General features: G+C 39.1%; 21 protein-coding genes. All 21 read right to left on the reverse strand.

Features of this window, described 5'->3' with window-relative positions:
- Window positions 1-156: 156 nt before the first annotated feature.
- The 21 genes from ACN6NE_RS05185 to ACN6NE_RS05285 all read right to left on the reverse strand — a co-directional run bounded on the left by ACN6NE_RS05185 (window position 157) and on the right by ACN6NE_RS05285 (window position 22,526).
- Window positions 157-417, reverse strand: a complete 261-nt coding sequence (locus ACN6NE_RS05185) for a DUF3243 domain-containing protein (protein ID WP_013058809.1) — start codon at window positions 415-417, stop codon at window positions 157-159.
- 65 nt (window positions 418-482) lie between these two features.
- Window positions 483-1,208 carry an elongation factor P 5-aminopentanone reductase gene (gene ymfI / locus ACN6NE_RS05190; RefSeq protein ID WP_474324785.1) on the reverse strand — a complete coding sequence of 242 codons (726 nt, stop codon included), beginning with the start codon at window positions 1,206-1,208 and terminating at the stop codon, window positions 483-485.
- Between the two features lie 63 nt (window positions 1,209-1,271).
- Window positions 1,272-2,555: an EF-P 5-aminopentanol modification-associated protein YfmH gene (gene yfmH, locus ACN6NE_RS05195; protein WP_165351669.1), complete on the reverse strand. Its 1,284-nt coding sequence runs from the start codon at window positions 2,553-2,555 to the stop codon at window positions 1,272-1,274.
- A complete protein-coding gene (gene yfmF / locus ACN6NE_RS05200; protein ID WP_013058812.1) occupies window positions 2,542-3,837 on the reverse strand; it encodes an EF-P 5-aminopentanol modification-associated protein YfmF in 1,296 nt (431 codons plus the stop codon). The genes yfmH and yfmF overlap by 14 nt, the downstream gene beginning before the upstream one ends.
- Before the next feature lie 258 nt (window positions 3,838-4,095).
- Window positions 4,096-5,055, reverse strand: a complete 960-nt coding sequence (locus ACN6NE_RS05205) for an ABC transporter permease (RefSeq protein ID WP_057243049.1) — start codon at window positions 5,053-5,055, stop codon at window positions 4,096-4,098.
- The gene (locus ACN6NE_RS05210; RefSeq protein ID WP_129704409.1) at window positions 5,052-6,113 is read right to left on the reverse strand and encodes an ABC transporter permease; all 1,062 of its coding nucleotides are present in this window, start codon (window positions 6,111-6,113) and stop codon (window positions 5,052-5,054) included. The genes ACN6NE_RS05205 and ACN6NE_RS05210 overlap by 4 nt, the downstream gene beginning before the upstream one ends.
- Entirely contained in the window at window positions 6,110-7,639 is a 1,530-nt protein-coding gene (locus tag ACN6NE_RS05215; RefSeq protein ID WP_043976534.1) for an ABC transporter ATP-binding protein, read from the reverse strand. The genes ACN6NE_RS05210 and ACN6NE_RS05215 overlap by 4 nt, the downstream gene beginning before the upstream one ends.
- A 119-nt stretch (window positions 7,640-7,758) precedes the next feature.
- Window positions 7,759-8,847, reverse strand: coding sequence for a BMP family lipoprotein (locus tag ACN6NE_RS05220; RefSeq protein WP_129704413.1), 1,089 nt, complete (start codon window positions 8,845-8,847; stop codon window positions 7,759-7,761).
- 133 nt (window positions 8,848-8,980) lie between these two features.
- Window positions 8,981-9,706 (reverse strand): GntR family transcriptional regulator, encoded by a 726-nt coding sequence (locus ACN6NE_RS05225; RefSeq protein ID WP_028411389.1) that lies wholly within the window; start codon window positions 9,704-9,706, stop codon window positions 8,981-8,983.
- Between the two features lie 341 nt (window positions 9,707-10,047).
- Window positions 10,048-10,203: a hypothetical protein gene (locus ACN6NE_RS05230; RefSeq protein WP_165351670.1), complete on the reverse strand. Its 156-nt coding sequence runs from the start codon at window positions 10,201-10,203 to the stop codon at window positions 10,048-10,050.
- A 143-nt stretch (window positions 10,204-10,346) separates the two neighbouring features.
- Window positions 10,347-12,704, reverse strand: coding sequence for an FtsK/SpoIIIE family DNA translocase (locus ACN6NE_RS05235; RefSeq protein ID WP_474324788.1), 2,358 nt, complete (start codon window positions 12,702-12,704; stop codon window positions 10,347-10,349).
- A 138-nt stretch (window positions 12,705-12,842) separates the two neighbouring features.
- Window positions 12,843-13,052, reverse strand: coding sequence for a YlzJ-like family protein (locus ACN6NE_RS05240; RefSeq protein ID WP_013058819.1), 210 nt, complete (start codon window positions 13,050-13,052; stop codon window positions 12,843-12,845).
- Window positions 13,049-13,801 carry a ClpP family protease gene (locus ACN6NE_RS05245; protein ID WP_013058820.1) on the reverse strand — a complete coding sequence of 251 codons (753 nt, stop codon included), beginning with the start codon at window positions 13,799-13,801 and terminating at the stop codon, window positions 13,049-13,051. Before ACN6NE_RS05245 ends, ACN6NE_RS05240 begins: the two co-directional genes overlap by 4 nt.
- A gap of 105 nt (window positions 13,802-13,906) precedes the next feature.
- Complete coding sequence (locus ACN6NE_RS05250) at window positions 13,907-15,574, reverse strand: ribonuclease J (RefSeq protein ID WP_129704417.1); 1,668 nt, start codon at window positions 15,572-15,574, stop codon at window positions 13,907-13,909.
- 194 nt (window positions 15,575-15,768) lie between these two features.
- Window positions 15,769-16,641, reverse strand: a complete 873-nt coding sequence (gene dapA, locus ACN6NE_RS05255) for a 4-hydroxy-tetrahydrodipicolinate synthase (protein ID WP_129704419.1) — start codon at window positions 16,639-16,641, stop codon at window positions 15,769-15,771.
- 75 nt (window positions 16,642-16,716) lie between these two features.
- Complete coding sequence (gene dapG, locus ACN6NE_RS05260; RefSeq protein WP_116076124.1) at window positions 16,717-17,949, reverse strand: aspartate kinase; 1,233 nt, start codon at window positions 17,947-17,949, stop codon at window positions 16,717-16,719.
- A 39-nt stretch (window positions 17,950-17,988) separates the two neighbouring features.
- Window positions 17,989-19,032, reverse strand: coding sequence for an aspartate-semialdehyde dehydrogenase (asd, locus tag ACN6NE_RS05265; RefSeq protein WP_013058824.1), 1,044 nt, complete (start codon window positions 19,030-19,032; stop codon window positions 17,989-17,991).
- A gap of 191 nt (window positions 19,033-19,223) precedes the next feature.
- On the reverse strand, window positions 19,224-19,829 hold the full coding sequence (locus ACN6NE_RS05270; RefSeq protein WP_025750286.1) for a dipicolinate synthase subunit B: 606 nt from the start codon (window positions 19,827-19,829) through the stop codon (window positions 19,224-19,226).
- Window positions 19,829-20,728: a dipicolinic acid synthetase subunit A gene (gene dpaA / locus ACN6NE_RS05275; protein ID WP_013058826.1), complete on the reverse strand. Its 900-nt coding sequence runs from the start codon at window positions 20,726-20,728 to the stop codon at window positions 19,829-19,831. The genes ACN6NE_RS05270 and dpaA overlap by 1 nt, the downstream gene beginning before the upstream one ends.
- 188 nt (window positions 20,729-20,916) lie before the next feature.
- Complete coding sequence (locus ACN6NE_RS05280; protein ID WP_016765372.1) at window positions 20,917-21,183, reverse strand: YlmC/YmxH family sporulation protein; 267 nt, start codon at window positions 21,181-21,183, stop codon at window positions 20,917-20,919.
- Window positions 21,184-21,281: 98 nt separating this feature from the next.
- The gene (locus tag ACN6NE_RS05285) at window positions 21,282-22,526 is read right to left on the reverse strand and encodes a M16 family metallopeptidase (protein ID WP_129704421.1); all 1,245 of its coding nucleotides are present in this window, start codon (window positions 22,524-22,526) and stop codon (window positions 21,282-21,284) included.
- Window positions 22,527-22,528: the final 2 nt, after the last annotated feature.

Below are 22,528 nucleotides of genomic sequence, written 5' to 3' on the forward strand. Positions count from 1 at the left end.
TTTAACTATAAATGATTTCCATTATATTATAAACCCTAAAGACAAGTAGTTCTACATTTGTTATGTATGTAAGCGCTTATTTATTTGTACTATTTATTTCTAAGAAAAAAGGAGCTTTCACACGCGGTGAATTAGCTCCTTTTTAGAAACGATAACTTATTTTACTGATCCGTTATTTTGAACTAATTTCACCATGCTGCTCGCAATCGCATGCTGCTCTTCTTTAGAAGCAACGCTCCAAAGGTCTGCTAAAATTCGCTCTTGATCATTTTTTGCATCAACTTGGTTTGCTAAATATCCACCAATTTGATAAGCAAGATCATGAATAACTTCTTCTTGCATTCCTTCGTTTTGCGCATGATGTAAACGGTCGCCTAAAAAATCTTTCCAGCTATCCCAGTTTTCTAATACTGACATGAGTAGCCCTCCTTAAGGTTTATTCATATCATAGTTTGTACCGTGTTTTTGATTTTATGCACACTTTATATGTACCAGCCGCCATTAACCGATAATATTTGTCCCGTTATGTAGGAAGCTCGTGAAGATATTAAGTATGAAACCGCCTCTGCCACTTCTTTTGGATATCCTATTCTTCCTAAAGGGATCTCTTCAGCCAGCTCTTTGACCTCTTCTTTTGAATAGCTGGCCATCATATCCGTTTCAATCGCTCCGGGCGCAACTCCATTTACTCGAATCCCACTTAGTGCAACCTCTTTTGCCAAAGCTTTTACAAACGTATTTTGTGCACCTTTTACCATGGAATAAAGGACTTCAAATGAAGCTCCTGTAAGTCCCCAAATGGAAGAAATCATGATGATTTGTCCGCTTTTAGCACTAATCATTTTAGGTAATAAAGCTTTGGTAATAACAAAGGGAGCCGTGATGTGAAGATAGATCATTTCTTCGGTTTCTTTTGCCGGAGTATCTGTCATTAACCCGCTAACGCTTCGTCCGCTGTTATGAATAATAACTTCTACCGGAACAATAATTTCCTCTAAAAACTTCTCCACTCCCTCTTTACATGATAAATCCGCTTGTACCGTAAACACGGTTTTTACCTTTTCAGCAAGCTCATGTGCAAGCGCCTCTATTCTGTCTCTTCGTTGATGGTAATGCAAAATAAGCGAATATCCATCCTCAGCCAATTGCTTAGCAATCGCTGTGCCAATTCCTCCGCTTGCACCTGTCACAAGGGCAAATTTCTCCATAACCTTCTCTCCTTTACATGCAAAAAAGCTGATGAACATCAGCTTTTTTGGCAACAATCATCTTTATTTAGGTACTACTTCACAAACCGTAAAGTTTCTTTCATCAATAATCTCGTTTAGCACATCTTTTATTTCGTTCACCTTCAGTTTTTCCAGCGTTTCAACAATATCAAATAAATTCATATCATTAAATGCATAGCGTGTAAACTGATTAGCGATAAACTCAGGTGAGTTTAATGAACGTAAAAATCCGCCGATTTTCTTTTTACGGATACGCTCAAGCTCCTCTTCTGTTAGTGATTTTGTTTTCATTTCAAGTAAAATTTGTTTAACTCGATCATACAGCTGCTCTGGTTGGTCCGTATCTCCTCCGATAAGAGCAAAACCAAATCCTCTTTCCTCCGTATAATCATAAGCAAATGTTTCATCAATGAGCCCGTCTGCATATAACTCCTCATAGTACGAAGAGCTTTTTCCAAATGCGTAATCTAAAATAATATTCATTGCTAACTCATATTTAAGCATTTCTCCACCTGAACGCTGCGGATTTTTCGCTTTTAGACCCACCATACATTTAGAAGACTGCACCGGCATTTTTAGTACTTGTTTTTCTTGATCCACCGTTTCAGGCTCTTCGTCAAAATGACGCTGTATGTCAGAGATTTCTTTATAATCTTTTTTCTGCTGATTGTCTCGAACTTGCTTCATTACCTTTTCCGCATCAACAGGACCTACAATGAACAACAGCATGTTGCTTGGATGGTAGAACGTTTCATAGCATGTATACAGCAAATCTTTATTAATATGTGAAATCGATTCGATCGTGCCGGCAATATCAATTTTAACAGGGTGGTTTTTGTACATATTTTGAATGGTACCAAAATACAAGCGCCAGTCCGGATTGTCGTCATACATTGTAATTTCTTGACCGATAATGCCTTTTTCTTTTTCGACCGTTTTTTCTGAGAAGTACGGCTCTTGTACAAAATCCACTAATGTTTCAAGGTTTTCTTCAAAATTTGACGTACAGCTGAATAAGTAAGCTGTGCGAGTAAAAGAAGTAAATGCATTGGCCGAAGCACCTTGTTTACTAAACTGCTGAAAGACATCCCCGTCTTCTTTTTCGAATAATTTATGCTCTAAAAAGTGTGCGATTCCGTCCGGAACTTTTGTCATTTCATTTTCATTTAGTGGTACGAATTGATTGTCAATCGATCCGTAGTTCGTTGTAAAGGTAGCAAACGTTTTGTTAAACTCCGGCTTTGGCAAAATATATACCTGCAGCCCATTGTCCATTTTTTCATGATACAGCTGTTCCTGAAGCTGCGAAAATTCAATTTTCTCCATTTTCTTCACCGCCCGTTCCTGTTAAGAAATAAATTGTATCCATTTCAATTTTCTCAGCCACTTTAATAATTTCCTGCTTAGATACCGCATCAATATGCTTTAAGTATTCGTCAATTGAAATATCTTTGCCTGTTAATTCATTATGATACATAACCTCTACTAGTCCTCGTGGAGTATCCACCGTTTCAAGCAGCTGATTGTGAATAACGGCTTTTGTTTGAGCGATTTCGCCGTCTGTAAACGACCCTTGCTTCATCTCCTGCATTTGTTCTTTAATAATGGTCACGGCTTGGTCGTAATTTTTAGCATCAATACCCGACATGACCATCAGTAATCCCTTATGACTTTCTACCCTTGAAGCGGCATAATAGGCTAAGCTTGCTTTTTCACGCACATTGATAAATAGCTTAGAATGTGAGAAACCTCCGAATATACCGTTAAATACTTGCAGAGCAAAGTACTGTCTATCTCCGTATACAACATTTGTGCGGTAGCCAATATTTAATTTCCCTTGTTTTACTTCTTGTTTTTCCACTACTTCATTTACTTTTGAGATATCTTTAGATGTAATAGAATCTTCAATGTCTTTTTGCTCGCGCTTTGGTAACGTAAATGTTTCTTTTACTGTTTGTAAAACCTCTTCGACTTGCAAATCTCCAATAGCATAAAGGTGAATGGCATCTTCTTTTAACACCTGCTGATAATAGGCGTACAAACTTTCACCTGTAATTTCTTCCACGTCGTCAATTTGACCGTTTACATGTAAAGAGTAAGGTTCTTCTTTACACATTTCTTCGACTAGTCTTAAATTAGCATAGCGCATTTTATCATCAAATACGGCTTGAATTCTCTGACGAAGCGAACGCTTTTCTTTTGTCATAATATCCTTTAAAAAAGAGTCCCCTTCAACTGCTGGCTTTAATAAAATATCGCCAAGAAGCGCTAACGCTTTTTGCAAAAGCGGAGTTGAATCTTTCAAATATTTTTCATTCGCTATATCAATGCGAATTGTAATATCGTGGTTATCACCTTTTTTTGTTAAGTCTACTTGTAAAGTAGCACCATAAAGCTCATCTAAATATGTACGAAGCTTTGTCGTAGACGGCAGCGACTCGGTAGCGCTTTGAAGCACATAAGGTAAAAGGGCACGCATTGTCACCGTTTTCTTATCTAAAGGGGCATTTAGTTTTAAAATGAACGTGTTTGTTTTGTACTTAGCTGTTTGAATGGTATGAACAGTCAATCCTTCTAGTTCATGTTTTTGTTCAGTCAATAATTTCATATATAAACCTCCTTTTAAATTTTGATGTATTAACTAGACAATACTTCTATTTTGAATCTTTAACGCTAATTTTAGTCTTATAACCACTATATCGAATTCAAGGAAACATTTTCAAGTAACTTGCCGCGCGCTTCCTCATTTCTTTTCATATTCTTTCTCTCAATGAAAAAAAGGCGGAGAAAAGAATATGATTTCTTTGTCTCCACCTTCTATATTTATCCAACTTTAGTCATTGTTAGACCTCGTATAGAGGATTTATTAGCGGCGGCCTTTTTCATAAGGAACGCCCAGCGCTTTAGGAGCCTCAGCACGTCCTACAAAACCAGTAAGTGCTAAGATTGTTAATACGTACGGTGCAATGGTTAAAAGGACGGATGGGATATCTTGAATAACCGGAATCTGAGCTCCCGTGATACTCAAAGACTGTGCTAATCCGAAAAACATGGCTGCACCTAAAGCACCAATAGGATGCCATTTCCCAAAAATCATAGCTGCAATAGCAAGGAATCCTTGTCCAGCAATCGTTCCCGCTGCAAAGTTTGTAGCGATAGACGTAGCATACACCGCGCCGCCGATTCCAGCGAACATGCCGGAAATCATAACGCCAACGTAACGCATTCTCACAACTTTGATTCCCATCGTGTCTGCTGCCATTGGGTGTTCGCCAACTGAACGAAGACGAAGACCAAACGGTGTTTTATAAATGATGTACCATACAGCAAAAGCTAGCGCAATTGCAATATAAGACGTAATAGGAACATTCGAAAACAGAATTTTACCAATTACTGGAATGTCTGATAGACCTGGAATACTTACTTTATCGATACGGAATTGGATAAAATCTGTTTGTCCTTTCCCAAAAATCTTTTTGATTAAAAAGATTGAAAGACCCGCAGCTAGAAAATTCAGCGCTACACCACTTACAGTTTGATCTGCTTTTAATGTAATACTTGCAACAGCATGAATCAGTGAGAACACAGCGCAAACAACAGCCGCAATTACTATCGCTACCCACGGGGCCCAAGCACCTAATGCATCCTGAAGTAAAAGGGTTGAAACAATACCTGTGAACGCGCCAAACATCATCAGCCCTTCTAATCCGATGTTCACGACCCCGGAACGCTCACTAAATATCCCTCCGAGCGCGGTAAAGATAAGCGGTGCAGCTGAATAAAGCGCCGCTGGAATAATAATGGCTAATACCTCTAAGAAGTTCATTTTGCTCCCCCCTTGCCTGCACGGCCAAGCACCCAGCGAATTAAATAACTAGATGCAACAAAAAAGATAATAAGCGCAATGACAATTTGAATTAATTCAGACGGTACGCCTGTCATAAAGTTCATTTGAGGAGCCGCAGTTTGCAATCCTCCGAAAAAGAATGAAGCTAATAAAATTCCAATTGCACTGTTAGCTCCTAAAAGGGCTACGGCGATACCGTCAAATCCCGTACCTGTAAACGCAGTGAATGTGCCCATATACTGAAATGTTCCAAGCCCTTCCATTGCCCCGGCAAGCCCGGCAAAAGCGCCTGAAATCGTCATGGATAACACAATGTTTCGGCCTACATTCATTCCTGCATACTGTGAAGCATGTTGATTAAAACCAACAGCTCTTAGCTCGAAGCCCTTAGCTGTTTTATTCAAAATAAACCACATTACGACGGCTGCAGCGATGGTAATAAGAATGCCGTAATGAAGGCGAGAGTTATTGGTTAACTGTGCTAAAAAGCTTGATGCTAAAGATGCCGATTCTTTAATATCATACGATTTTTCATTACCCGCGTATAAATACGTACGGATTAAGCTGCTCGTTGTATAAAGGGCAATATAGTTCATCATAATGGAAACAATTACTTCATGAACATGAAATTTCGCCTTTAAAAATCCTGGAATAAACGCCCAAACTGCTCCAGCTGCAGCTGCTGCTAATACAGCTAAAGGAATATGAATGACTGCTGGTAAATCAAACGCATACCCAACCCATACTGAAGCCAACCAGCCAACTAAAAGCTGTCCTTCTACTCCAATGTTAAAGAGACCGGTTTTATAAGCAAACGCAACCGCGATACCAGCCAGAGCAAGAGGAGTCATGGCACGAATCGTTTCTCCAATGGCTTTTGGCGTTCCAAACATCCCGTCAAAAAGAGATTGATAGCCAAGCATTGGATCATAGCCGCCTAGTAACATAATAACCGCTCCGGCAATGAGTCCTAATATGGCCGATACAACAGGGATCAAAATCATCATTACACGCTCATTTTTCACAAGTTTATTCATGCTGTTCCACCCGCTTTCTCACGCGTACCGCCTGCCATTAATAAGCCTAACTCTTGTTCATTCGTTTCTTTTGGATCTACAATGTCGACTATTTTCCCTTCATAAATAACCGCAATGCGATCGCTTAAATTTATTACTTCATCTAGTTCTAGCGAAACAAGCAGCACTGCTCGTCCTTTATCTCGTTCTTCGATCAGTTTCTTATGAATAAATTCAATGGCTCCTACGTCCAGCCCCCTCGTTGGCTGAGCTGCAATTAATAGTTCCGGACTGCGGTCTACTTCACGGGCAATAATGGCTTTTTGCTGATTCCCCCCCGATAGCGATCGCGCTTGTGTATATTCACTAGGCGTTCGCACATCATATTCTGCAATTAGTTCTTTTGCCTTTTTATACATCTCTTTATAATTTAAAATACCTGATTTAGACATCGGCTTTTGATAATACGTTTGAAGACCAATATTTTCACCTATTGTATAATCTAATACCAGCCCGTGCTTATGACGATCCTGCGGAATATGTCCTATTCCTGACTCCGTAATTTTACGAGTGGATAACGTAGACAACTCTTGATTTTTTAATGTGATCGAGCCCGACTTTATTTTTCTCAGACCCGTAATTGCCTCAATCAGCTCTGTTTGACCATTCCCATCTACACCCGCGATGCCTACAATTTCGCCTGCCCGAACGCTTAGATTAAGTGAGCTTACAGCCTCTACTCCTCGGCTGTCTTCTACTACTAATTCCTTTATTGTTAACACAGCTTCTTTTGGAGTCGCTGTTTTCTTTTCAGTTTTAAAATGCACTTCTCTTCCTACCATTAAAGCAGCAAGTTCATCAGGGTTGGTCTCTTGCACATTTACCGTGCCAACCCCGACACCTTTTCGAATAATTGTACAGCGGTCACATACTGACATAATTTCTTTTAATTTATGCGTAATTAAAATAATCGACTTTCCTTCTTGAATTAATTTTTTCATAATTTGAATTAATTCCGTAATTTCCTGAGGTGTTAAGGCAGCAGTAGGTTCATCAAAAATAAGAATGTCGGCTCCTCTGTAAAGCGTCTTTAAAATTTCCACTCGCTGCTGCATGCCAACTGAGATATCTTGAATCTTCGCATATGGATCTACCGATAATCCATATTGATTTGAAAGCTCTTGAATATCTTGAGCTGCTTTTTTAATATTGATTTTCCCCGTTCGCGTCGGTTCGTTCCCAAGAATAATATTTTCTGTTACTGTAAAGTTTTGAACGAGCATAAAATGCTGATGAACCATCCCAATTCCTAAGTCATTGGCTACGTTAGGGTCCGTGATTTTAACTTCTTGGCCGTTTACACGAATCTGCCCTTTTTCAGGCTGATAAAGTCCAAATAAAACGTTCATCAGCGTTGACTTACCTGCACCATTTTCTCCTAACAAAGCATGAATTTCTCCCTTTTTCACTTGGAGTGTAATATTGTCATTAGCGACAATACCGGGAAACTCTTTGCGAATATCTAGCATTTCAATAACATATTCCACTGCTTTCACTCCCTATTCCTGCCTGCTACAGGATTCTGTCTTCCGTTTTTTGGCTATGAAAAAGGCTAGTTTTCACTAGCCTTTTATACTCATATAATCATTGCTTAACAGATATCAGCTTATTTTTTAAGCGTTTTTTCAAACTCTTTAAATTCTTTATCCGTTTGAGGCACTGTAATGTCACCGTCTAGAATTTTTTGCTTATACTCATCAACTGCTTTTAACGCATCTTCGCTTACATTATCTTGTGATGGAGCAATTCCTACTCCGTCTTCTTTTAAGCCAAACACAACTTCTTTACCACCTGGGAATTTGTCGTCCATTGCTTTTTTAGCAACATCTTCTACAGCCAAGTCAACGCGTTTAACCATCGAAGTTAACGTTACGTTTTCAGGCATACCTTCTTCATGCTGATCGCGGTCAACTCCAATTACCCAAACCTTTTTGTCTTTCCCGCCTTTTGAACGGTTTTTAGCTTCTGTAAATACGCCGTTTCCAGTACCGCCAGCCGCTTGATAAATAATATCAGCGCCTTTGCTGTAAATCGTAGAAGCAATAGCCGAACCTTTTTCTGGAGAGTTAAAACTTTCTGCGTATTGAGAGATAACTTCAGCATCTGGGTTTACAGATTTAACACCTGCTTTAAATCCGTTTTCAAACTTCTTGATTAATGGAGATTCAACGCCTCCGATAAAGCCGATTTTATTCGTTTTTGTTTGTTTAGCTGCCACTACACCTACTAAGAAAGAGCCTTGCTCTTCTTTAAATAGAATGCTTGCCACGTTATCTAAGTTCTCTGACTTTAGCGTATCGTCTACTAATGCAAAGTTAGCATCAGGATACTGCTTTGCTGCTTTTTTAATATCTTCTTTTAATAAAAAGCCAATTCCATACGTCAAGTTGTAGCCACTCTCAGCAAATTTAGAAAGATTGCTCTCGTATTCAGATGCTTTTGTAGACTGCAAATATTTATATCCAGTCCCTTCATCAAGTCCGTTATCTTTCCCAAACTTTGTCAGACCTTCCCAAGCAGATTGGTTAAACGATTTATCATCTACCCCGCCCGTATCTGTTACCATTCCCACTTTAAAATCCGCCGCTTTTTTATCTCCGCCGCTCTTACCTGCATCGTCTGAGCCACACGCGCTTAAAAGTGTTCCTGCCGCTAGTACTAGTGATAATGCAAGTCCCGTTTTACGTTTTAACATGTTTTAACCCCCTGAATAGTTTTAAAAGTATAAAGCCAATTTTCTATTTCGTCCTTGTGACCTACATTTGACACCTCCTTAAAAGGACAATGTTAAACAGTTGTAAATTTTCTGACATTTAAACACAAAAAAACTAGACGCGTTTACGCAGTACTTGGAAACTAAATTGATCTGCTTTAAAATAATTGATGGAATATAAAATGGGTTCATCATACTGGTCATAATGCATTTGTTTCAGCACAAGCAAAGCGGTTTCTGGTTCGCATTGTAAAATAGGAGAAACTTTTTCATGATAGCCTAGAGGCTCAATGTTTGCCACGGCGTATGAAATGTGTTTTCCTGCTTGTTTTTCAAGAATTTCTAGCAAAGACTCTTGTTTATATTCGAAATTTTCAGGCAATATTTTTTGAGGAACCTTGTCCATGCAATATACAACCGGCTCTCCGTTTGCCGTTCTCACCCGTTCAACAAATAAAATCTGTTCATCTTCCCCGCAAGCAAAACGTGTTAAATCATTTTCAGACAACTCTTGTATTTGAGAAGATAAGAAGATTGTTCCAGCCTTCATACCGGCTTGTTCAATCATATGTGTTATACTATTTAATTGCTCAATCCCTGACAAAAAAGTAGGCTTCGTGTTGACAAATGTTCCCACGCCGTGTCTGCGAACAATAATATTCTCTTCTTCTAATATGCGAAGTGCCTCACGTAACGTTGCGCGGCTAACCCCTAGCTGCTTTGATAAATCAAACTCTGAAGGGAGTCTTTCCTTTTCTTTAAAAATTCCTTTTTCTATATTTTGTTTAATTTTATCAATCACTTGTAAATACAAGTGCCGATTATCCGCACGTATAGACATCACTCTTCCTCCATATTAAAAAGTCATCAGACCTCTGATGTTCGACTACTTAATCGAAAATAATATATCATTTTTCGACAGATAAATAAATAGGTTATATTAATTTTTTATTAAAATTTTTATTATTTTTTAAAAAAAATGAATTTTTGTTATTTTTTAATGTCAGCATACCTAACAACCTGCTTTTCTTCTAATATTAGATAAAAACCAAACATTTTAGTCATTAAATTTTTTAATATTCGTTTTTATTTCATTTATTTAGCATGACATATTTTTGTATGATACTATTCTTACCGTCTCTTATTCCATAAAAAATGAGATTGAGACATAACGAAATGAATTCAATCTAAAGACGAACAAATGGGATACATGAGCTGAACAGCTTGTGACACTGCATTTGATTTTCCGTGCAAGACTCCGGTTTCCGCCGGCGGGCGATGAGCCTCCTCGTCGCTTGCGCTTTTCCCGCAGGAGTCTTCGCCTTCCCCTTCAATCAACTGCTAGAAGGAACTAAACAGATGAAACCTATGTTCACCATAACAAAAAAAACGAACCACCAATCAAGCATTTTGATTAATGGTTCGTTTTTCACTTGGGCTAAAATACTTTTGTCCCAGCCTCATCTTTTCTACTAACATTATTAAGATCCAACATCCTCATTTTGCTGAGAAATCAGCACGGAACGCGGCTTACTTCCTTCATAAGGTCCCACCACTCCACGCTCTTCCATTGCATCGATCAAGCGTGCAGCCCGGTTATAGCCAATTCGAAAGCGTCGCTGCAGCATAGAAACAGAAGCTGTTTGCATTTCTGCTACAAGCTGTACCGCTTCGTCATATAGCTCATCTGCAAAATCATCAACTTGTTCAGGAGCATCGGTTGGAATCATTTCTTCTTGATACTGCGCTTTTTGCTGCGCAATTACAAAATCAACAATCTCTTCTACTTCTTCATCTGATAAAAAGGCACCTTGCACACGCACAGGTTTTGAAGCTCCAACAGGCATGAACAGCATATCTCCTCTTCCTAGAAGCTTCTCAGCTCCTCCCATATCTAAGATCGTACGAGAGTCAGTTTGTGAAGATACACTAAAAGCAATTCGGGAAGGAATGTTTGCTTTAATAACCCCAGTAATAACATCTACTGATGGTCGCTGTGTAGCAATAATCAAATGAATGCCGGCAGCACGAGCCATTTGAGCAAGACGTGTGATCGAATCTTCGACGTCAGATGAAGCAACCATCATTAAGTCAGCCAACTCATCGACAATTACCACAATATAAGGAAGAGTCGGCTGTTTTGCATCGGCGTCTCCATCATCATTCATACGTTTTACTAAATCGTTATATCCTTCAATGTTTCTCGTTCCGCTGTGTGAAAACAGCTCATAACGTCGCTCCATTTCACTTACAACTTTCTTTAAGGCTTGAGAAGCTTTTTTCGGATCCGTTACAACAGGAGCCAATAAATGGGGAATACCATTGTACATATTCAGCTCAACCATTTTAGGGTCAATCATCATTAATTTTACTTCATGAGGCTTTGTTCTCATTAAAATACTAATAATAATACCGTTGATACACACACTTTTTCCGCTTCCTGTTGCCCCTGCTACAAGCATATGAGGCATTTTATTGAGCTCTGCTAGCACAGCTTCGCCTGAAATATCTCTTCCTAAACCAACTAATAGCTTTTTATCCGGTCGGTTATTTTCAGTTGCTTCAAGTACTTCTCTCAGTGAAACCATCGCTACTTCTTCGTTCGGCACTTCAATTCCTACCGCTGATTTCCCGGGAATTGGAGCTTCAATCCGAATATCTTTGGCAGCTAATGCAAGTGCTAGATCATCACTTAAATTGACAATCTTACTTACTTTTACTCCTACATCAGGATATACTTCATATTTTGTAACAGCTGGTCCAAGGTGAACCTTTGCCACTTTTGCTTTTACGCCGAAACTTTGAAACGTTTTTTCAAGTTTTTCGGCATTTTTATAAATGTTTTTATGCTCTTTTGCCTGGTTGCTTTTCTTTGGCATCGTTAATAGCTTGATAGGAGGAAGCTCATACTCTTTATTTTCCGTTTCAGTAAATGTAATCATAGGAGCTTTTTCTTCTTCCTGTTCCTTTTGCGGCCTTGGCTGTTGCGGTGCAGCAGCTACAGGCTTCGATTCCATCACCGGCGGCACCGGAGCTATAGGAGCAGCAGGAGATTGACTAGACTCTTCCTCTCCGTAGTCAAAGTGTTCAATAATTGGAGGCGAAGGTGCTTCTACTTCTATTTCCATGCTTTCTTCAGGTTCTTGCAAAGCTTTTTCTTGGCGTTTCTTTTTTGTTGTTTTAGGAGCTTTTTTCTTTTTATGTTTCCACGTCTGAATATCTTGCCAGCCTTCTTTTAACTCCGTTGTTAAAAAATTCACTAAAGGTGACAAAAGTTTTAATACCGTTTCGTGAAGCGAACGTCCGGTAATAAGCAGTACCCCAATCACAATAAGTAAGGCAGCGATAAGTTCTGTTCCTAAGCTATCAAATAGATAGTAGAACATGGCAAACATAATAGCTCCTATCATCCCTCCACCCAAATCACTGTGATTCGATTGGCCCGTTGCTTCGAGCATATACAAATTCCACGTGTTCATAATGACAGACGGATCTGTAAACGTTCCATTTTTCGATAAATTTTCAAATAACGTCACGTGACTAAAAAGTAAAATAGATAAAATAATGAGATATGTACCGATAAGCTGCCGCGTCACTAAAGGAGGCATTTCTCTTTTCCAAATAATATAAACAGATAGAATAGCCATTCCGATTAAACACAGCATATACCATTCGCCAATAAATAAGCGGACCACTAGTACAAGGGCCTGTCCTACAGCACCAAGTCCTGCCATGGCAATTAACGTTAACGCTAATAAAAATAAGCCAATTAGCTCAAAGCGCAATATGCGTTTCCATTCATCCTTTTTTATTTGACCTCTTCGTTTTTTCTTTGCCATTTTTCCACTCCAATCAACGTCCAACACTCTATGTTGATTTTGTTTCTTTTATCAGTTGAATAAAAAAGCAGCCAATACAGCGGCTGCCTTCTTCGTCATATTCATTATACCATATTCACCATAATTATACTGAAATCCTTACGACAAAATTTGACCAGGATAATAATTTTCATTCAAATAATCTTGAGGATTCGTGCTTAAAATCCTCACAATTTGCTGTTGCTTTTGTTCATTTTCTTCAACAATAACCGGGATTCCATTATGGTTAATAAGCTTTGGCTGAGATTGTTCTTGATGATAAGACTGCTGAAAGATCAGTTCTTGCGGCATCATTGTATACAAAATCATTGCAGCAGCTGCTCCTCATTCTGACGTCCTTGCTCAATCAGTTCATTCAACTTTTTGATCGCTTGAGCAACTCCGCCTACTTCGTTAATTAACCCATATGAAACAGCATCTCCGCCAACTACATTTGTCCCGATATCACGCGTTAAGTTCCCTTTTGAAAACATAAGTTCTTTAAACTTTTCTTCTGAAATATGAGAATGTTCTCTCACAAAGTTAATCACGCGCTCTTGCATTTTATCTAAGTATTCAAATGTTTGCGGTACACCAATAACAAGACCCGTTAAGCGAATAGGATGAATGGTCATGGTCGCTGTACCGGCAATATACGAATAATCAGTTGAAACCGCAATTGGAACACCGATTGAATGTCCGCCTCCTAACACAATAGACACAGAAGGCTTGGATAACGAAGCAATCATTTCAGCAATTGCAAGACCCGCTTCTACATCTCCACCTACAGTATTCAAGATAATAAGCAATCCTTCAATTTTTGGATTTTGTTCGATCGCCACAATTTGCGGGATGACATGCTCATATTTTGTCGTTTTGTTTTGAGGAGGCAGCTGCATGTGCCCTTCGATTTGTCCTACAATCGTTAAACAGTGAATATTAGAATCCTGAGGAAGCTGAGCCACGTTGGTCTGTCCTAATTGTTGAATTTTATCTAATATTCCGCCCTTGCTTTCTTCATTTTTATTAGGCTGCTGAGGCGCTTCATCAGAATGTAATCTTTCGTTATTTTCAAACATATTCTAGCTCCTTTCACTTATTGATAGTAGTAGTATGAACTTCTCACAGTTATTACATCCGCATCAGCTGCAAATAAAAAGCCTTCCCAGCGGGAAGGCTTCACATTAGATTTCCATGATAATCGGTAAAATCATCGGTTTACGACGGGTTTTTTCATATAAAAATTGATTTAAACTTTCTCTCATTTTTAATTTTAATGAAGACCACTCGATTACTTTGTCTTCCATACACTTTTCTAAAATTTGCTGAACAATCTTCGTGGCTTCTTCTAAAAGTTTTTCTGATTCTCTTACATAGACGAATCCGCGCGAGATGATTTCTGGCCCCGCTACTACCGTTTTTTGGCGTTTATTAATCGTAACTACTACCGTTAAGATTCCGTCCTGTGAAAGCAGCCTGCGGTCTCTCAGAACGATATTTCCAATATCACCGACGCCTAGTCCATCAATGAGCGTATTTCCTGCTTGAATAGAACCGCTAGGGTACATGCGAGCATCTTTAAACTCAACTCGCTCACCTTTTTCAAGCAAACAAATATGATCTTCTGATATTCCTAATTGACCGGCCAGCTTTGCATAAGCTTTTTGCTTTCGGTATTCTCCATTGACAGGCATGACATATTTAGGCTTTGTTAAGTTAATCATAAATTTTAATTCTTCTTGACTGCCGTGTCCGGAAGCCTGCACTTTCTTCTGAGCAAACACTACGCTTGCTCCTAAACGAAAGATGACGTCAATTGTTTTTGAAAAGGTCGTTTCGTGCCCCGCCACAGGTGTAGCAGCCAGCAGGACCGTATCATCTTGTTTGATTTGAATAAATTTATGGGACTGTTTAGCCATTCGAGTAAGACCTAAAATCGGCTCTCCGTGATGACCTGTTGTTAAAATAACCGTTTCATGTTTTGGAAGATCTTTTAGCTTTTGCACAGGAACAATTAAATCCTCAGGCAGCTGCAAATGTCCAAGTTTTGCTGCAATATCAATGATTTTCAGCATACTTTTTTCCATAACGATCAGGTTACGGCCGTGCTGATATGCGGCATGAATGATTTGCTGAATACGGTGCAGATTGGAACTGTATGCAGCAACAATGATTCGACCTTTGCTTTTATAAAAAGCGTCGGTAATATTTTGTCCAATGACGGCTTCGGAAACTGTATAGCCTGGCTTATCTGCATTTGTACTGTCTGAAAGCAAACACAGGACGCCTTTTTCCCCAATGGCAGCCATTTTTCCAATATCAGCGCTTTGAATGCTGACTGAATTTTGATCAAATTTAAAATCACCTGTATATACAATCGCACCTTGATTTGTTTGTAAACAAATACCGACTGAATCTTGTATGCTGTGCTGCGTTCTGAAAAATGAAATATCCACTCCTTCAAACGATAAAACCGTTGACGAAGTGATAGGATGTAAAGCTTCATGTTTTTTAATTCCATACTCTTTTAACTTTTCTTTGATAAGTGCTAGCGTTAATTCTGTACCATATACAGGCACATCCAATTTTTGAAGTATAAAAGGAATAGCGCCAATTTGTTCTTCGTGTCCATGAGTAACAAATATGCCTTTTACGTTCTGCTGATTTTCTACTAAATATGTAATGTCCGGAATGACAATATCAATTCCTAACATTTCCCCTCCCGGAAACTTTGATCCTGCATCTAACACATATATGTTTTCATTGATTTCCACCACATACATGTTTTTTCCAAGTTCTCCGACTCCACCCAAGGCTGAAATTTTAATATTTTCTGTCTTTTCTAGTACCATAAGCTCCTCCTACTTACTTTCACCCGTACAATTTCATTTGCTTACATTATAACTGAAGTAAGAATTGGAATACAAGAAATTTCATTCGTCTATTTCCGTCATCTGCTCTTCTATTATCTTATAAGAAAAAAACGTCCCTTCATCGACTCGTATATACGGTCAATGAAGAGACGTTTAAAAAACATACTTATAGCTTATAGCGTATTTAATGTGCTGACTAACGTTTGGCGTTCTTCTTCCGTTAACGGAACTAAAGGTAATCGTACCGATCCTACGTCTAATCCTTTTAGCTGTAAAGCCGTTTTAACAGGCGTTGGACTTGGAGCTGCAAAAAGAGATTTCATAACGGGTACAATACGCTGATGAATTTTTGCTGCTTCCTTCGGATTTCCTGACTCATACAGCTTAACCATCTCTTGCATTTCATTCCCAATAATGTGAGAGGCAACAGAAATAATACCAGTTCCTCCAATTGCTAATACCGGTAGTGTTAAACCATCATCACCGCTGTATAAAGCAAAATCATCGCTTGTTTGTGCGATAATAGCTGTCATTGCGTCAAGATCTCCGCTTGCATCTTTTAACGCTACAACATTTGGCAGTTCAGCTAGGCGTACAATTGTATCAACAGACATATTGATCACGGATCGCCCTGGAATATTGTATAACATGACAGGCAGCTCTGTACTTTCAGCAATTGTTTTAAAGTGTTGATACAGACCTTCCTGATTTGGCTTGTTGTAATAAGGCGCTACAATCATAATCGCATCTACGCCGATTTCTTCCGCTTTTTTTGTTAATTCAATTGATGCATACGTATTGTTGCTTCCTGTACCTGCAATAACCGGTACACGGCCATCTACTACTTTTACTGAGTGGCGGAACAGCGCTAGCTTTTCTTCTGTTGAAAGCGTAGGAGATTCACCCGTTGTTCCGGCAATTACCAACGCATCCGAACCGTTGCTGATTAAATAGTTAATCAGCTGCGTTGTTTTTTCAAAATCAATATTTCCTTTATGATCAAAAGGCGTTACCATCGCTGTTGCGACTTTCCCAAAATCAATCATGTTTTCACTCCTTGAAATTGCATTATCCCTATTCATGTAATGAACCGTTAGCTTATAGCTAACGGAACATGTAGTTTATCTCTTTTGCGGTGCTTTTGACAAGTCAAAGGCACCATGAAGAGCATTAACAGCTTTCTTTAAATCCTCTTCTTTTACAAGCACCCAAATCGTCGTATGGCTATCAGCAGATTGTAAAATCTGAATACCTTCGCCAGAAAGGGCTGTAACAATTTTAGATGTAACACCAGGCACCCCTGCAATTCCTGCTCCAACCGTTGACACTTTGGCACAATTGCGAATAACAGCCGGCTCATACCCTAGCGCATGAAGCACATCAATCGCTTTGTCAGTTGCTTCATCTGTTACCGTATATACAACACCCTTCGGTGAAATATTGATAAAATCTACGCTGATTTTTTCTTGTGCCATTGCTTTGAATACTTCTGCTTGCGTATCATAATGGCCTTCTTTACTAAAAACTTTAATTTGAGTGACGTTGGATACGTGCGCGATGCCTGTTACAAGGCGTTCTTGCACATCGCTTCCACGCTGCTGTGCTTCACCTTGAGATGTAACGAGCGTACCTGCTGAATCAGCATAAGTGGAACGGACGCGCATCGGCACTTTTGCCTGCATGGCAATCTCTACGGCACGTGGGTGAACTACTTTTGCACCTTGATAAGCCATGTTGCATATTTCGTTATATGTGACAACGGATAGCGGTCTTGCATCTTCTACAATACGCGGGTCCGCTGTCATCACACCTTCTACATCCGTGAAAATGTCAATGTAATCAGCCATAAGGGCTGCACCTAAAGCTGAAGCAGATGTATCGCTGCCTCCGCGTCCAAGCGTTGTTGTATCACCTTCAGTAGTTGCCCCTTGAAAGCCTGTTACAACAACGACATCATATTCTTCTAATTCTTTTAACAAACGGTCGCATTTCATTTCTAGTATCTTGGCATTGGTAAAATCATCATTCGTCACAAACCCGGCCTGTGCACCGTTTAACGCTGTAGCTTTAATACCATTTTCGTTTAATAAATTCGTAAACACTACCGATGAAATTAATTCTCCGCATGCCATAAGCATATCAAGCTCACGTTTATTAAGAGACGCTTTATTTCCATCAACAAGTGAAAGCAATGTATCCGTTGCATACGGCTCACCTTTTCGTCCCATTGCCGATACAACAACGACTACTTTGTACCCCTCACTTAATGCATTATTTAAATGATAGATTGCTCTCGCTCTTCCTTCTTCGTTACGAACGGAAGTTCCTCCAAATTTTTGGACGATTATTTTCATACTTACACCTCATCATGTTCCGAGACACTCTGGTTGCGCTTATTTTACTAAGCTAAGCTTAATAAGTGATTCTGCAATTTGTACAGAATTCCAAGCTGCACCTTTTAACAAGTTATCAGAAACGATCCACATATGGAAACCGTTATCGCGATCTAAATCTTTACGAATACGGCCGACAAACACATCTCGTTTACCTACACAATCTGCTGGCATTGGATATACTTGATTTTCTGGATCATCTTGCAATACGATACCAGGTGCATCAGCCAATAAATTTTTCACATCAGCTACCGTTACACCGTCTTTTTCAATTTCAATGTACACTGACTCTGAATGACCTGTTACAACCGGTAGACGAACACAAGTAGCAGCTACTGGCAATTCAGGCATGCTCATAATTTTCTTCGTTTCATTAATCATTTTCATTTCTTCAAATGTAAAACCGTTATCTTGAAATTTATCAATTTGCGGAATGGCATTAAAAGCAATTTGATAATGTTTTTTATCTCCACCAACCGGTAAAATTTCCGGTGTAAACTCTTTTTCTTCTAAAATAGCTTTAGCTTGTTCTTTTAATTCATTAATTGCAGCAGCGCCTGCTCCAGAAACGGCTTGATACGTTGATACTAGCACTTTAGATAAGCCGTATGTTTCGCGCAATGGCTGTAATGCTGCAACCATTTGAATTGTAGAGCAGTTTGGATTAGCAATGATTCCGTTATGTGCGTGTAATGCATCTTCATTCACTTCCGGCACAACTAACGGGACATTTTCATCCATTCGATAAGCGCTTGTGTTGTCTACAACGATTGCTCCGCGTTTTACTGCCTCTGGTGCAAGTGCTTTTGAAATGCTCCCGCCTGCACTGAATAAAGCAATGTCTACGCCTTCAAAGCTATCAGGAGTTGCTTCTTGCACAACAACTTCTTCTCCGTTAAACAACACTTTTTTACCAGCTGAACGAGCTGAAGATAATAACGTTAATTTACCAACTGGAAAATTACGCTCCTGTAGGGTTTTAATCATTTGTTGTCCTACTGCACCTGTTGCTCCTACTACTGCTACATGTAATTCTCTTGTCATTTTAATACCGCCTCCAACAATTTTCAACTACTCAACATTTATCTGCATATACTGACTATTTTAACATATTATTATGCTTCATTGCGTCAAAGAAGAGAAGATTTTTAAAATCTTCTCTTCTTTGAAATTGAGAGTTCTCTTACAGCCGCAGTATTGAATAGATTCATGCAACAGCAAGAGGCATATATGTCCTATGACTCTTGACCGTCGCGGAACCTTTCGACAATAACAGGCTGAATCTGTTTATCTTCAAGCGCTGCGTACACCGTGTCTGATAACATCGTCATACGCGCTACCATTGAATTCGGCTTAAACACCGGGTCATCTTGACCAAATGGAATAAAATAAATATTTTTAGTCGCCATTAGCCTCATTAAGTTTACACCATTTAGCCCTAGTGCGTCATTAGTTGAAATTCCCAGTACCACCGGCTTATTATTACGAAGCGTTGCTTTAGCTGCCATGAGTACCGGAGATTCAGTCATTGCATTCGCAAACTTACTCATCGTATTCCCAGTGATTGGGGCAACCACCATACAATCAAGCGGAATTTTTGGTCCTAAAGGCTCTGCTTTTACAATTGTATTGATGACGGCATGACCTGTTAATTCCTCAATTTTCTTCACCCAGTCTTCTCCATCTCCAAAACGAGTATTTGTGGATTGTACAGTGTAAGAAACAACCGGTAACACTTCTGCTCCCAAATTAACAAGCTTTTCAATTTCCGGCATAACCGCATCATACGTACAGTGAGATCCCGTCAAGCCGAATCCTATTCTTTTACCTTTTAATGACATTATTTTTTCTCCTCTCTCGCATCCGCAGCGTCTTTTAATAAATTCACTAATACATTAGCGACAATCTGACCTGCTGTTTTTGGAGCCACAATTCCTGGAAGACCAGGTGCTAAAATAGCTTTAATTCCTCGTTTTTCTGCATAGCGGAAATCGGTTCCTCCAGGCTTTGAAGCTAAATCAATAATGAGCGCATGGGTCGGGACATTAGATAATGTCTTAGCCGTTAAGATGGGGTATGGAATGGTGTTAATACATATATCGCTATCAGCAATTTCTTTATCGAGTTCAGAAAGATAGAAAGGTTGCAAACCCATTTCAGCAATACGTGCTAAATGTTCAGATTTTCTAGCCCCTACTTTTACATTGGCACCGAGTGCAGCAAAGGACCTTGCCACGCTCATTCCTACTCTTCCTAAACCTAGGACAGAAATATTTGAACCGTGAATGGTAAAATCCGTATGTTGAATAACAAGCATGATGGTACCTTCAACAGTAGGGATAGAGTTATAAATTGCTACATCATCACGCTCAAATAGCTGAACGAGTTTACGGTTTGTCGTTTTGACTAATTCGTTTAAATACCCATTGCTAATACCAGAATAAATAATGCAGTGCTCAGGCGTTTTTTTAAGTATTTCTTCAGTCAGCACTACTTTTTCATTTGAAAAAATAGTATCTACTTGCCCTTCGTGATTTGTTCCAGGCACTGGAAGGATGATGGCATCAACATCTGAAAAATCCAGCTCCTCTATCTGATATTTCGTCGCACCTGTAAAACCATGATCTAGCTGATCAAAACCAATAAGAGAGGTTTTTGCATCTAATTGAATTAATTTTCGAATGACTTCAAGCTGCCTAGCATCACCGCCAATTACAGCTATGTGCAAATCCGTTAACATGTTTCATTTTCACCTTCTTTAACATTAAATAGATGTATCTTTCGCTTAAACCATCGAAATGTAAAGTGCTATCGTTACGCCCTAGAATGCCTATTGCTTTTCTTCAACATACTATGTAAACACACAGGAATCGGTGAATCTTTATCCCTGAAAATAAAAGAAACGAGATGCAGGAAGCATCTCGTTTCTTATTTTGTTGACTGATTATTTATGTCTTCTAGCTGCTGGACATTTACAATCACCATATCTGTACCAATTTTTTCGATATTCCCCCACGGCACTCGCACTTCATCTCCTTGCTTTCGAAATCCAAACCACTTCACAGATGGAATAATAAGCGCATTAATTTGTCCCGTATGTTCATTAATTTCAAGATCTGTTTGCCCTAAAATACCCAAACGCTCTGCTCGCTTAACATCTACAATTTCTTTCCCACTCAGTTCGCTTAATCTCATAGAATCCCTCCTTTCATCTAATTTATTGAACAACCATGCAAAAAATGACAAAAAAATAAGGCTGGCTCAATTATTTTAGCCAACCTTACTTTTACTGTTTAATTTCCTTTAAAACCTTTAGGTAAATCTCCACTCGGGCTTATTAGCGAAAGAGCAAATTCATCTTTGAAAATATCTCGCGCAAGACCATTTACACTATCTTTAGTCACGGCATTAACAAGATCTAAAATCTCATCTAATGAACGGTGATAGCCTAGCATTAACTCATTTTTTCCGTTTCTGCTCATACGGCTGTTTGTACTTTCAAGACTCAGCATTAAGTTTCCTTTCAGCTGCTCTTTGCTGTTAGCAAGTTCTTTATCCGTAATCCCTTTGTCTTTCAGATCATAAAGCGTTTCTTGAACCGTATCATATAACACGTCGAGCTGATGGCTTCCCGTCCCCCCATAAATCGTGACAAGACCGCTGTCTCGATAAGAAGAATGATAAGAGAAAACAGAGTAAGCCAAGCCGCGCTGTTCGCGGACTTCTTGGAACAAACGACTGCTCATACTTCCACCAAGCACGTTATTTAATACAATTAAGCTATATACATCTTCTCCGCCGATTGGCAAACCTTTAAAGCCAAGGCAAAGGTGAGCTTGTTCAGTCTCCTTTTTGCGCGCAATATGATTTGTATGGAACTCTGGCTGAACATATTGATGAGCGGAATGACTTGACGTATATGTACCAAAATAGTTTTCCACCTGCTGAATAAAACTTTCATCAATGTTTCCAGCTACTGAAATAACAATGTTTTCAGGAATATACATTTGCTCCATATACTGACGAAGCGACTCACCGTTAAATGTTTTTAACGTATCTTCCGTTCCTAAAATTGGATAGCCTAATGGATGATTTCCATATACGGCTTTTCCTAATAGATCGTGTACAATATCATCAGGTGTATCTTCATACATTTTAATTTCTTCATATACAACATTTTTTTCACGAGCTAATTCCTCTTCATCAAATGAAGAATTAAAGAACATATCCGCCAGCACATCGAGCGCTTGATCTGCGTGTTCATCTAATACTTTTGCATAGTAGCACGTGTATTCTTTAGAAGTGAATGCATTTACTTGTCCGCCAATGCGGTCGAAGCTTTCTGCAATTTCACGAGCAGATCTTGTTTTTGTTCCTTTAAAAAACATATGTTCAAGAAAATGTGATACACCATTAATTTCAGGGTGTTCACTTCGAGAACCCGTTCCGATCCACACCCCAATGGCCACAGATCGAACAGTTGGGATATTTTCCAATACAATTCTTACACCATTTTTGCACGTATATCGTTTTATCAAGC

The organism is Priestia sp. 53B2 (genome assembly GCF_056099005.1).